We start from the raw sequence: 13,099 nt of genomic DNA on the forward strand, positions 1-13,099 counted from the left end.
GCGACGAACCTTCTTCACACAATGGAGAAGGTTCGTCACATTTTCGGGATGACTTTGCGCAAGATTCTTCATACAACTTCACCTTGCGCGTGACCTTGCCCATTGACTCAGTTTGTGGAAATGCGCAACAAAATGAAGGGCGCCCCTATGATGTGGCTCCGGCGCCAATCCCGTCGCCACGCGGGCAATAAGAAACAAGCCATTTCCAGGGAGAAATCAGATGTACAGGAAGATAGGAGCCGGCCTCGCCGCACTGACGGTCAGCGTCCTGCTCGCCACCACCTCCGCCTATGCCGATTTCTGGTCCGACGCCTCCAAGGACCTCCAGGGCGTCACCATCCACGGTATTTCGGAAAGCACGCCGCCCTCCAACTATGTGAAGAACGTGCTGGGCCCAGCCTTCACCAAGGCCACCGGCATCAAGGTGGAGTTCGAAGCCACCTCCTGGGACCAGATGTACGACAAGGCGATCAAGGACATGGAGGCCAAGACCGGCGTCTATGACTTCGTCTATATCGAGCAGGACATCATCTACAGCTATCTGGCCCGCAACTTCCTGGTCGACATCACCAAGACCCTCGCCGACAAGCCGGCGCTGAAGGCGCCCGACTACGATCCCGCGAAGTTCACCAGCTTCGCCAACTACTTCAAGGACGACAAGGGCGACCTCTACGGCGTGCCGATGGAGGCCTTCATCAAGATCTACCTCTATCGCAAGGACCTGTTCGATGATCCGGCGGTGAAGGAAGCCTACAAGAAGAAGACCGGCAAGGATCTCGCGCCCGCCAAGACCCATGAGGACTACAAGGCCATCGCCGACTTCTTCACCGAATGGGGCAAGGACAAGGGCGAGGAATTGTGGGGCTCGACGGTGCAGGCCAATACCGGCCACCCCGCCTCCTGGTACGAATTCTTCGAAAGCGTCGCGCCGACCTTCGGCGTCTATAATTGGGGCATCGACGCTTCCAAGAACTATGCCGCCACCGTCGCCAATGGCGGCTCGATGAACAGCCCCGAGGCCAAGAAGGCCCTGGAATACTGGCTGAGCCTGCTGCCGGACGCGCCGCCCGAATCCACCGCCAGCACCTGGGACGAAGTCGCCGCCACCTTCGCAGCCGGCCGCGCGGCCCAGGGCCTGGTCTATGGCGAGAACGCCGCCTGGATCGCCACCGATGCCTCCAAGTCCAAGGTGGTGGGCAAGGTCGGCGTGGCCTTGCCGCCGACCTCCCCCGGCGTGATCGAGGCCGCGGAAGCCGGCAAGGGCTATATCGGCTATTATGACGGCGGTGCCTTCGGCATCTCCTATGCCTCCAAGAACAAGGAAGCGGCCCTGCTCTTCCTGCAATATATCGCCCAGGAGAGCGTCCAGGCCGATTGGGCCGTCGCCGGTTCGCGCATCACCCACACCGCGACCTATGACGATCCCAAGGTGAAGGCGCAGGACGAGAAGACGAACGGCTACTATTCGCTGATGAAGAAGGACGGCAAACTCTTTGCCGGTGCCCCGCCCTACCCCTTCCACGCCCAGGTGCGTGAAGCGACCGCCTCGATCTTCTACAAGGCGATCACGGGCGACCTTTCCGCCTCCGACGCCCTCGACCAGATGGCGGCCACGACGGAAGCCGAACTCAAGAAGCTGGGCTATCGCAAGTAAGAACGTCGGCCTTTGTCATGCCCGGGCTTGACCCGGGCATCCGGGTGCCTTCGCCAGGTGAGTACTGGCCAGGTGGGGACTGGATTGCCGGGCCAAGCCCGGCAATGACAAAGGCCGCATCGATCCAAAGCGGGCCGCCATTTGAACGAGACACTTCAAATCGCAAAGACACGTTGGATCAAAGAGTTGGAGCAAGTGAGCGTTCACGCCTGAACGCTCACTTGCTCGAGGTGCCGTAGCTTTCGAGATCGGCATCCCTCTTGCCTCGCGGGTGAAGGAACCCTCATGCGATCGTCGACAACCGGCTGGCTGCTGCTGGCACCCACCCTGTTCATCCTCGCTCTGTTCGGTGTCGTGCCGTTCATCTACGTGATGGTGGTCTCCTTCACGCAGTGGAACAGCTTCGCTGCCGATCCGACCATGCATTTCAACGGGCTCGACAATTTCCGGGCCTTGGTCTTCGATACCGACTTCCTCAAGTCGATCTGGGGCACGTTGAAATTCGGCTTCTTCGCCGTGGTCAGCGAGATCGTGCTCGGCTATTTCCTCGCCCAACTCTTCATGCGCGACTTCCCGGGCAAGGGCTTCTTCCGTACCATCCATACTTTGCCGCTGGTGATCGCGCCGATCGCCGTGGGCGCGATCTGGCGTCTGCTGCTGACGCCCGGCCTCGGCCCGTTGCCGAGCTATCTTCGAAGCTGGTTCGGCTACGACCTCAACATCAGCCGCTTCTCCGACCAGGCCTTCACCGCCGTGGTGATCATGGATATCTGGCACTGGACGCCGCTGGTGACGCTGACCCTGCTCGCCGCCCTGTCGTCCCTGCCCAAGGATCCCTTCGAGCAGGCGCAGATCGACGGCGCCAGCCGCTTCCAGATCTTCTGGCACATCACTTTGCCGATGCTGAAGCCGGCCATTCTCGCCACCGTGTTCATCCGCCTGATGGATGCGTTGCGCACCTTCGACGAGATCTTCATGCTGACCTCCGGGGGCCCTGGCGATGCCACCCGCTTCGTCGGCCTCTATATCTTCCGCGTGGTGTTTCCCAAGAAGGACTACGGCTATGGCGGCGCCATGTCCGTGCTGGTCCTCTACCTCACCATCGTGATGTGCTGGCTGCTCTATTCGGCCCTGGTGGCCCGCCGCGACCTCAGGAGGCCCGAGTGATGCGCAAGCCCAATGTCTTCGTCAGCCTGTTGCTCTGGATCGTGCTCAGCCTGATCACGCTGGCGCCGATCTACTGGCTGTTCGTGGTCTCGGCCAAGAGCCGCGTCGAGCTCTTCGGCCGGCCGAGCTTCCTGTTGACTTCCTTCTTCCCGGACAACTACGCCAACGCCCTGACCGACCCGAACCTGCAGAAATACATGTTGAATTCGGTCATCGTCGCCACCTCCAATGCCTTTCTTGTGACCCTGCTCGGCTTCCTCGCCACCTATGCGCTGACGCGCTACAAGCTGGTCGGCAAGGAGAACGTCTTCTTCTGGACCATCACCAACCGCATGGCCCCGCCGGCGGTGTTCCTGCTGCCTTTGTTCCTGCTCTACACGCAGGTCTTCGTCGTCGGCGACTGGAAACTGTTCGATACGCGCATCGGCCTCGTCCTGCTCTATTGCGTGTTCAACCTGCCCTTCGCCGTGTGGACGCTGCGGCCGGTGCTCGATTCCATCCCGCAGGAACTCGACGAGGCCGCCACCATCGACGGCGCCTCGACCTTCCAGCTTCTCGCCAAGGTGATCTATCCGCTCGCCCGGCCGGGCCTCGCCGTCACCATGATCCTCACCTGGATCTTCGCCTGGAACGAATATCTCCTGGCCGCCACCCTCACCAGCGTGGAGGCCCGCACCATCACCACGCTGCTTGCAGAATATGTCTCCGTCACCGGCACCAATTGGGGCCAGCTTGCCGCCACCGCCATGCTGACGCTGATCCCCGCCCTGGTGATCCTCGGCGTGGTTCAGCGCCATATCGTCGCCGGCCTGACCTTCGGCGCCGTGAAGGGATGAGGCCATGAACCAGTTCGCCAATCTCGACAAGCAGGACGAAGAGCTCGAAAAGCCTCCCGTCGAAAAGACCGGCTTCCTGCCGATCCACACCAACGGCTTCGACCGCGGCTTCATCGCCGTGGTCCTCTTGATCGCCATCCATCTGTTCTGGATGCGCTTCGTCGAGCAGTCGCTCTCGATCTATGTCGCCACCGCGATCTCGCTGGTGCTCGGCTATGTGATCATCAAGAAGGGGTGATGCCGATGGCGGCCATGCTTGGCCCGACCGTCAGGATAATTCCCCCCTGCCGAGGCGCAAATCTAAGGTAGAATCTTGCTCTTGCGCTTCGGCTTCCTCCCACTATTGTCATACAAAATACGATGACAAGATGAGGGAGCGGACAATGGCCAAGCGCATCATGTTCACCGGCGGCAGCGGCAAGGCCGGCCGCCATGTCGTGAAGGATCTCCTCGATCACGGCTATGAGGTGCTCAACATCGACACCAAGCCGCTGGACGATCCGCGCGTTCGCACGCTGATTGCCGACATCACCGATGCCGGCCAGGTCTTCAATGCGCTGTCGAGCTATATGGGCACGCACGAGTTCGACGCCTCGCTGCGTCCGCAGAAGGTCGACGCCGTCGTCCATTTCGCCGCCATTCCACGCATCATGATCGTGCCTGACAACGAGGTGTTCCGCGTCAATGCGCTCGGCACCTACAACGTCATCGAAGCGGCGACCAAGCTCGGCATCCGCAAGGTCGTGATTGCCTCGAGCGAGACGACCTATGGCGTCGTCTTCGCCCATGAGCACCGCAATCCCGCCTATTTCCCGCTCGACGAGAACTATGACGTCGACCCGATGGACAGCTATGCCCTCTCCAAGGTCGTCAACGAGAAGACGGCCCGGGCCTTTGCCCTGCGCGAGGGCATCGACATCTACGCGCTGCGCATCGGCAACGTCATCATTCCCGAGGACTACACCGAGAACTTTCCCAAATGGTTCGCCGATCCCGGTTTTCGCAAGCGCATCGCCTGGAGCTACATCGATGCGCGCGACCTCGGCCAGATCACCCGGCTCGCCATCGAGAAGGAGGGCCTCGGCTTCCAGGTTTTCAATGCCGTCAACGACGAGACCTCGTCCAATCTGCCGACAGCCGAACTGCTCCGCCGCTTCTACCCCGAGGTACCGGTCAAGGGCGCGCTCGGCGAATACGAGACGCTGCTGTCCAACAAGAAGGCCCGCGAGCTGCTGGGTTTCCGCGAAGAGCATCCCTGGCGGCGTTACGTGAAAGGCTAGAGGCTGTTATGGACCATGGATAGGGTTACAGTCGAAGTTCTGTTGTCCAGGCGATTTTCCAGCGTCTTTGCCAGCAGTTGAATTACGACTGTCGTCCCTCGGGTAAGGATGGCTCAGCAGAAGCGGTCATCCGCCGCTGTGACCGCTGCAGGCCATCCGGCCCGCATGAGCGGTCGTGTTTGACAGCATCGATTGTCCAGCCTACTTGTACGGACAGGATTACAAGAAGCGAAACCAGCTCGCCCTGAATGGACCAGCCGACCGCACAGGAAACGCCATGAGCTTCGACGAACGACCTGCCCCCTCCCAGCGCGACCTCGCCAACGCCATCCGCTTCCTGACCGTCGATACCATCGAGGCGGCCGGGACCGGTCACCCCGGCACCGCCATGGGCATGGCCGATATCGCCGAGGTGCTATGGAATCGCTTCCTCAAGCACAATCCGGCCGACCCGAGCTGGATCGACCGCGACCGTTTCGTGCAGTCGAACGGCCATGGCGCGATGCTGATCTATTCCCTGCTGCATCTGTCGGGCTACGACCTCTCCCTCGAGGAGCTCAAGGCCCATCGCAAGCCTGGATCCAGGACGCCGGGCCATCCCGAATACGGCATCACGCCCGGCGTGGAGACGACCACCGGGCCGCTCGGCCAGGGCTTCGCCAATGCCGTCGGCATGGCGCTCGCCGAGCGCAAGCTCGCGGCCGAATTCAACCGCGACGATTTTCCCGTCATCGACCATCACACCTACGTCTTTGTCGGCGATGGCTGCCTGATGGAAGGCGTGGCGCAGGAGGCCGCTTCGCTCGCCGGCGCACTCGGTCTCGGCCGGCTGATCGCCTTCTATGACGACAACGGCATCTCCATCGACGGCGAAGTCAGGGCCTGGTTCGCCGACGACACGCCGGCGCGTTTCCGGGCGCTGGGCTGGCACGTGGTCTCTGATGTCGACGGCCATGACCCCGGCGCCGTCGAGGCCGCGATCGAGGAAGCGCGTGGCGTGCATGACAGGCCGAGCCTGATCTGCTGTCGCACCATTATCGGCTTCGGCGCGCCCACCAAGCAGGGCAAGGAAGAAGTTCATGGCGCCCCATTGGGCGCTGCCGAGGCCACGGCAACCCGCGAAGCGCTGGGCTGGCGCTATCCGCCGCATGAAGTGCCCTCTCCCATCCGCGCCGGCTGGGATGCGCGCAAGCGCGGAGCGGACAGGCAGGCAGCCTGGGAGGCCCTGTTCGCCCGCTACCGGGCGACCCATCCGGATCTTGCCGCGGAGCTGCAGCGCCGCATGGCCGGCGAAGCACCAGTCGCTTTTGCTTCCGTCGTGGCAGCCTATGCCGATGCCCTGCTGGCGGAACCGCCAGCCCGCCAGCCTCTGCGCAAGGCTTCCAGCAAGGTTCTCGCCCGCTTCACCGCGCTGCTGCCGGAACTGATCGGTGGCTCGGCTGACCTCAGCCAGTCCACCCTGGCCTGGACCGCCGCTTCCAGGTCGATCCTGCCGGGGGATTTCGCCGGCAATTTCATCCATTACGGCGTCCGAGAATTTGGCATGTCCGCCGTGATGAACGGCATGGCAGCCCATGGCGGCCTGATCCCCTTCGGCTCGACCTATCTCGTCTTCAGCGACTACGCCCGCAACGCCGTGCGCCTTGCAGCCCTGATGAAGCTGAAGGCGATCTTTCTCTATACGCATGATTCCATCGGGGTCGGCGAGGACGGCCCGACTCACCAGCCGGCCGAACAGCTCCTTGCCCTGCGCGCCATTCCCGGCCTGTCGCTCTGGCGCCCCGGCAGCGAGCTCGAAGCGCTGCTCGCCTGGGAAGACGCGGTGGGCCGCGAGGGTCCCAGCGTCATCGTCGCCGCCCGCCAGGACGGCTCAGCCATCACGCACAGCGGGGAACACCGGCAGGCGATCCGGCGCGGCGGCTATGTCCTCTCGGAGCCAACGCAGCGCCCCGATCTCGTCCTTGCTGGTACCGGCTCCGAGCTCGGCCTCGTCACCGAAACGGCGACGCATCTCGCGGCCGAGGGGATCCATGCCCGGGTGGTATCGATCCCCAACGCGAACATCTTTGCAGAGCAGTCGGCGGCCTATCGCGACGCCGTCCTGCCGCCGGGCCTGCCGAGCCTGTTCGTCGAAGCGGCCTCGTCGATCTACTGGTATCAGTTCCTGCGCGGCCCTGGCGCGGTTGTTGGCATCGACGCCTTCGGGGAAAGCGCGCCCGGCCCGCTGCTCTACCAGCATTTCGGCCTCACGGCCGAGGCGGTGGCGGCAAGGGCCAGGGCGCTGCTGGCGGTCGGCACCTGAGAAGGACGTCAGCGCGCCCGATGCAGTTCGATGGTCAGGCGCGTGCGATCGGGATGGTGCCAGGATTCGTAATATTCCACCGGCCTGCCTTCCTGGTCATAGGTCAGTTCGCGGTTGAAGAGCACATGCGACCCCGGATCGAGACCGAGATGACCGGCTATCTCGGCATCGGCCGTGCCGATCTCCACGGTGCGCTGCCCGCTGGAGACGATGACGCCGAAATCCCGCTCGAGGCATTCGTAGAGCGAGACCTGGTCGAGGCCGGGATAGGTCAGCAATCCCGGCACACGGCCATAGGGCAGATAGTTGCGCACCAGAAGCAGCACCTCGCCATCGGCATAGCGCAGGCGCTCGATCAGCACGGCCCTGGCATCACCTATGCGCTCGGCGATGGCCGCAGGGGCCTCGATCAGGCGCTGCGCCAGGATCTTCGTGCTCAGCTTGAAGCCGGCCCGCGCCAGATCCTCCCGCAGCGGGTCGAGGCGCTGGCTTAGATTGATCGGCACCCTGCGTTCGCGCACGAAGGCACCACGGCCGCGCTCGGTCTCGATCAATCCCTGCAGCGCCAGCGACTGCAGGGCCTGGCGCACGACGCTACGCGAGATGTCGTAACGGGCACACAGCTCATGTTCGGAAGGAAGTCTCTCACCCGCGGCGTAGAGGCCTTGCGAAATTCCGGCCCTCAGGGTTTCAGCGAGTTGAAAATAAAGGGGAACCGGCGTGGAACGATCGAGCATGAAGCGGCAAATCGGCGAGAAGGATGCGCGACCCTACCAGCTTTACCGCTCCAGCAACAGCGCATGCTTGGTCCTGCTTTCGCAGCACCTCAATCACGCAGCATCCGTCTCCTGGGCGAGCACACCGCTCGCGCTGGCATTGCCGCGGATCGCATAGGCCAGGGGATCACGCCCCATTTCCACCGCCAGCGTCATGAAGGTTTCGGCATTGCAGGGCAGGTAGGAGGATTCGAGCCGCGCCAGCGTACTGAAGGTCACACCCGTAAGTGCGCCGAACTGTCGATAGGTCAGCCCGCGCGCGGCGCGCGCATTCCGCAAATCGTCGCCAAATCGCTTCCAATCGATCTGGAGCGATGTGGAGTTCTTCTGGAAGGGACGGCTCGCTCTTTCCTGCATTTCTTCACTCACTTCACGCCTGGTGAGATCGCGCTACATTGCCTGGAACTCTTTCAGCAAACATTCTCAAATATTTCATCGCGACTTCTCCAGAACCGGGAAGACTCCGCAAAATGCACTGGACTTCAACTGCTATACGTAAGGCACTCCAATATACGTTACCATACCGGAATGCATTCAGCGTTACAGATCAAATTCGTAACATCACAATTTCTTGAGGACGTTGCCAAAACGCACAGCACAACTTCAAGACCGCAAGCACAATAGGCCAAGCGGGGCCCGGCTCACGCCAGGCCCCGCTCTCAGATCGTTTCGTTCGGATCAGAAGGTGCGCTTCAGGCGAACACCACCCTGCCAGGAGTTAGCGGAGCCATCCAAAGACCCGAGCGGCCCGATGCCAACTTCCTGCTTGGTGTGGGTATAGGAGACTTCGCCCGCCACTGAGAGGCCCTTGACGATCGTATAGGTCAGATTGCCCGCGATGGAGTATTCCTTGAGCGAGATATCGATACCCGGAACAACGTTGCGCAGAATGCCGTCCGCCTTCACGTCGATGTAGCTGCCCACCAGATTGGCGTTGAGCTGCGGCGTGATATTGCCACCGAGTTCGGCCACGATCGACCAGCCCTTGGTCGTGTCATAGCCCGAGATACCTCCGGGCCCGATCGACGAGGGGAAGAGGTCCGACAAGCCGATGAGCGTGCCCAGGCTGTTCTTGACACCGAGATACTCGGTAGCGCCATCGGCATACTGACCTTCAACGATAAAATGGCCGCCGTCGATGACCGGTATTTTAATGAGGGCGGTACCGCCAATGGCAAAGCCGTACTTGTTGTCGTGAGTCGTCGGGATGGAAAGAGTGCCAGTGTTGCCACCCAACGTCGCCGTCACGTCAACAGTCTCGGGCGAGCGCAGCTGGTGGAGAGCTCCTTGGACGGCCAAGGATCCCCAACTTGCATCATAGCGCAACTGACCAACGACGTCCGGAAGCTGTTGCCCGCCCTGCAGATTGATGTCCACGCTGTTACCGAAGCCGAGGACCGTGCTATCCAAGCCAACGTCGTTGACACGGTGGTCGCGGCCATCTTCGATCGACAGCGTGGCGCTGAAGCCACCGCCGAACTGAGCGGTGTAGGCGATGAGGTTAACCGTGCTGGTTTCTGCGTAGTAGGGTGCCCAGATCGTATCGCCATACTCGTTGTCGTAGAAGCCGAAGAACGAATGGGCGTAACCAGCGGTCAGGCCACCGAACTGGATGAAGGCCTTGTCGATCGTGAAGGTGTTGCCGTTGTAGGTGCCGCCACGACCTTGAGCCGAAATCGGATGAGAGTCGGCATTGATCTGGAAGTAGGAGCGCAGCACGCCCCAATCGGTCTCGGTGCGGGCGTCGAACCAGATACGGGCCTGCGTGTTGAAGGCCGAGCGATCATCATTCCGGTTCTGCCCAACATTGGTCAAGACATTGTTGATGGATGTCGGAGCCGTATTGATGCCCACCCGGTCGCCGCCGAACGCGCGATAATCGGCGCGGATCTCGCCGCCGATCTTCAGACAGGTATCGCTGCCGGGGATGTAGAAGAAGCCGGGACCGAAGGCCGAGCAGACCTTCACATATTCGACGGCCTCGCCCTTGGTCATGGGCAGGTCGGCAGCCTGGGCGGCGCCGATGGCGGCGATGCCTGCAGCAGCGCCGAGAAGTGCGGATTTAATCGTCATCAAAACCCCCTCCGGGACATTATTTTACTTGCACGAGGGGACTTCTTGTCATGACACCCCACTCGCAACAGCCGACCGAACTTGGCGCATGCTTGGAAAGCACTTGGCCGCCACGTGAATCGTCGCAATGAAGGTGCGATATTCTAGAAAGCGCCACAATAGAGTTTTTCTACCTTGGCACCGACAGAAAACATTTTGGCGAATATGTGTCACTCAAAAGACACATCCAGAGCATCGTAGCTTACACCAAAGAATCGACTACCCTTAAGGGTATATCTAATTAATATACCAACAAAATATAAGTTTATTTCGGTGTTTTATAATTGGAACACATAAAATTAATACACGAAACCTCTATCTCTTAGCAAAAGACACCACAAGCCCGTCATTGCAGGCCAATCAGTTTCCATGTGGTAATATAAGACTTACCGATCCACCGCCCCCGCACATCGATGCCGGAATGAGTTCGGAAAAGTTCCTATCCGATATCCCGTTTTGCTTGCAGGTGGCATGCCATGCAACGAGACGAGAAATCTCTCCGCATCAGACACAAGCAAGCACCGCCGGACCGATGGTCCAGCGGTGCTTGCTTGTCTTGTCTATGGCTGAAGCTGACGGCCGTCAGGCCTTCTCTCGGGGCCAGGGCGTCTCGGACACCGGCGTCAGCGGCCCCTTGCCATCGCGCCAGGAGACGAGATTGTCGACCACCAGCTGGCCCATGGCCCGGCGGGTGTGAATGGTGGCCGAGCCGACATGCGGCAGCAGCACCGCATTGTCGAGCGCCACCAGCGCTTCGGGCACCTGCGGTTCGTCGGCGAAGACGTCGAGCCCCGCCGCGAGAATGGTGCGATTGCGTAGCGCCTCGATCAGGGCGCCCTCGTCGACGACAGAACCGCGGGCGACATTGATCAGCACGCCGTCGGGGCCGAGCGCCTTGAGCACCTCGGCATCGACTAGATGGCGCGTCTCCGCCCCGCCGGGGACGATGATCATCAGCGTATCCACCGCCTCCGCCAGCGCCTTCACGCTGGAGTGGTAGGCATAGGCGACATCCGCCTGGCGCCGGCGCCCGTAATAGGCGATCTTCAGGCCAAAGGCCTCGGCGCGGCGGGCGATGGCTTTGCCGATCCGCCCCAGGCCGACGATACCGAGCGTGCGCCCGCGCAGCGTCGCCGGCGTCAATGGATAGTTTTCGCTCAGCCATTTGCCCTGCCGCAGGAAGCGGTCGGCCTGCGGTACTTCGCGGATGGTCGCCAGCAGCAAGGCCATGGCGAGATCGGCGACGTCCTCGTTGAGGACTTCGGGCGTGTTGGTGACGACGACGCCATGCCGTGCCGCCGCGGCGGCATCGACGGAATCATAGCCGACGCCGAAATTGGCGATGATTTCGAGCTTGGGTAAAGCAGCGATCAGCGCTTCGTCGACATGGGCATGGCCGCCAGCTGCGAGGAAGCGCACCCGGTCGGCGATCCTCGCCAGCACCGCATCGGGATCATCCGCCAGCCAGAGCTTGTGCACGGTAAAGGCCTGATCCAAGGCCTCGACCGTTTGGGCAAGCATGGGCTTGGGCATCAGAAGATCGGGTGCGGACATGCCGAGGGAACTCTCAGGGAATGGAATGGATCGAAGGATAGCGCCAAGACCTAAAGCGTTTTGCGGTCTGGCGAAATCACCAAATCGCAAAATGCATTGGAACGAGAAGCTCCGGCAGGCAGGCAGATCCATGGCGTGGGATCTGATTTTCGAAGTCAGATCCCACGCCATGGACTATTGTTGCTGCATCGTTTTTACCGAAAATCGGCATTCACTTTTCGGTACGACGCTCCAGGAAAGCGCCTGCTCAGAGGGCCGGCAGCTTGCCGCCAAGCTCGTCCTCGATATGGGCCTGCACGATGGCGTCCATGTCGCGATCGGCGACGAAGCCGAGTTCGAGGGCACGCGCCGTGTCGAAGTCGCGCGGCCAACCCGCCACGATCTTCTCGATCACGGGATCGGGCTGATGCTTGATCAGCGCCACGGCCTTGTCACCGGCGGCCCGGCGCAAGGCCTCGATCTCCTCGGCCACCGTTGCGGAGAGGCCGGGCATGGAAAGATTGCGGCGCGCGCCCAGGCGGGCCGTGTCGATCGCCGCTGAATGGTGGAGGAAGCCGACCGCCGAGCGAGGGCTGGCAAACCAATGGCGCACATCGTCCGAGACCGGCAGGATGGCTTCCTGCCCATTCAGCGGCTCGCGCAAAATGCCCGAGAAGAAGCCCGAGGCTGCCTTGTTGGGCTTGCCGGGGCGCACCGCGATGGTCGGCAGGCGGATGCCGATGCCGTCGAAGAAGCCACGGCGGCTGTAATCGGCCAGCAGCAGCTCGCCGATCGCCTTCTGCGTGCCATAGGAGGTCAGGGGCGTGTTGAAAAACTCGTCGCCGATACGCTCCGGGAAGGGCGCGCCGAACACGGCAATGGAGGAGGAGAAGATCACGCGCGGATAATAGCCCTCGCCCGGCCGGGCATCGCCATGGGCCTGGCGGATCGCTTCGAACAGGCGCTGGGTGCCTTCCAGGTTGATGCGATAACCCTTGTCGAAATCGGCCTCCGCCTCACCCGAGACGATGGCGGCGAGATGGACGATCACATCGGGACGAGTGCCGATCAGACGCTCGACCGTGCCGGGCACCGGCAGATCGTCCTGGCTGGCGCTGCAGGCGAACGGCAGACCGGCGGGAACCTGGGGCAGCACGACGTCGCTGAGCAATGCTTCGCTGACGGACTTGCCGCCAAGCTTGCCGTCGCGGCTCATGCTCTCCAGCAATTTGCGGCCCACCATGCCGGCCGCACCCAGGATCAGGACTTTCATCGCCTCGCCTCGTCATTTCCCCGCGACCGAAAACACCCAGCCGAAGCCTCGCGCATCGCACCGCATCTTTTGTCTCATGATGCCCGTTCTGGGCCCGAAGACGGCTCGAATCCGCCGTTTCTCAGCCTAGCGATAAGGCCTTTGCCGAGGTGAGGCAAGTTCTTGT

Annotated in this window: 11 protein-coding genes; 6 read left to right on the forward strand and 5 right to left on the reverse strand. The window is 61.9% G+C overall.

The annotated features are described in order from the left end of the window. Positions 1-220: 220 nt before the first annotated feature. From ACIGJE_RS24830 to tkt, 6 genes are all read left to right on the forward strand, one after another. The gene (locus ACIGJE_RS24830) at positions 221-1,654 is read left to right on the forward strand and encodes an ABC transporter substrate-binding protein (protein WP_068295730.1); all 1,434 of its coding nucleotides are present in this window, start codon (positions 221-223) and stop codon (positions 1,652-1,654) included. A 285-nt stretch (positions 1,655-1,939) separates the two neighbouring features. Next, a complete protein-coding gene (locus ACIGJE_RS24835; protein ID WP_311940129.1) occupies positions 1,940-2,821 on the forward strand; it encodes a carbohydrate ABC transporter permease in 882 nt (293 codons plus the stop codon). Then, a complete protein-coding gene (locus tag ACIGJE_RS24840; protein WP_068295726.1) occupies positions 2,821-3,657 on the forward strand; it encodes a carbohydrate ABC transporter permease in 837 nt (278 codons plus the stop codon). Before ACIGJE_RS24835 ends, ACIGJE_RS24840 begins: the two co-directional genes overlap by 1 nt. A 4-nt stretch (positions 3,658-3,661) precedes the next feature. Further along, positions 3,662-3,895, forward strand: coding sequence for a DUF2160 family membrane protein (locus tag ACIGJE_RS24845; RefSeq protein ID WP_311940131.1), 234 nt, complete (start codon positions 3,662-3,664; stop codon positions 3,893-3,895). Positions 3,896-4,040: 145 nt separating this feature from the next. After that, the gene (locus tag ACIGJE_RS24850; protein ID WP_415084592.1) at positions 4,041-4,937 is read left to right on the forward strand and encodes an NAD-dependent epimerase/dehydratase family protein; all 897 of its coding nucleotides are present in this window, start codon (positions 4,041-4,043) and stop codon (positions 4,935-4,937) included. 277 nt (positions 4,938-5,214) lie between these two features. After that, the gene (tkt, locus tag ACIGJE_RS24855; protein WP_311940135.1) at positions 5,215-7,239 is read left to right on the forward strand and encodes a transketolase; all 2,025 of its coding nucleotides are present in this window, start codon (positions 5,215-5,217) and stop codon (positions 7,237-7,239) included. Between the two features lie 8 nt (positions 7,240-7,247). Here the strand turns inward: tkt and ACIGJE_RS24860 are convergent, their stop codons facing one another. The 5 genes from ACIGJE_RS24860 to denD all read right to left on the reverse strand — a co-directional run bounded on the left by ACIGJE_RS24860 (position 7,248) and on the right by denD (position 12,933). Further along, the gene (locus ACIGJE_RS24860; RefSeq protein ID WP_311940136.1) at positions 7,248-7,976 is read right to left on the reverse strand and encodes a GntR family transcriptional regulator; all 729 of its coding nucleotides are present in this window, start codon (positions 7,974-7,976) and stop codon (positions 7,248-7,250) included. Between the two features lie 93 nt (positions 7,977-8,069). Beyond that, positions 8,070-8,372, reverse strand: coding sequence for a helix-turn-helix domain-containing protein (locus ACIGJE_RS24865; RefSeq protein ID WP_311940138.1), 303 nt, complete (start codon positions 8,370-8,372; stop codon positions 8,070-8,072). 321 nt (positions 8,373-8,693) lie between these two features. After that, positions 8,694-10,088, reverse strand: a complete 1,395-nt coding sequence (locus ACIGJE_RS24870) for a porin (RefSeq protein ID WP_415084589.1) — start codon at positions 10,086-10,088, stop codon at positions 8,694-8,696. Between the two features lie 621 nt (positions 10,089-10,709). Next, positions 10,710-11,681 carry a 2-hydroxyacid dehydrogenase gene (locus tag ACIGJE_RS24875; RefSeq protein WP_311944458.1) on the reverse strand — a complete coding sequence of 324 codons (972 nt, stop codon included), beginning with the start codon at positions 11,679-11,681 and terminating at the stop codon, positions 10,710-10,712. A 247-nt stretch (positions 11,682-11,928) separates the two neighbouring features. Continuing rightward, entirely contained in the window at positions 11,929-12,933 is a 1,005-nt protein-coding gene (gene denD, locus ACIGJE_RS24880) for a D-erythronate dehydrogenase (RefSeq protein ID WP_367625401.1), read from the reverse strand. Between the last annotated feature and the right edge of the window lie 166 nt (positions 12,934-13,099).

The sequence above is a fragment of the Labrys sp. E2SS-1L genome, from assembly GCF_057073705.1.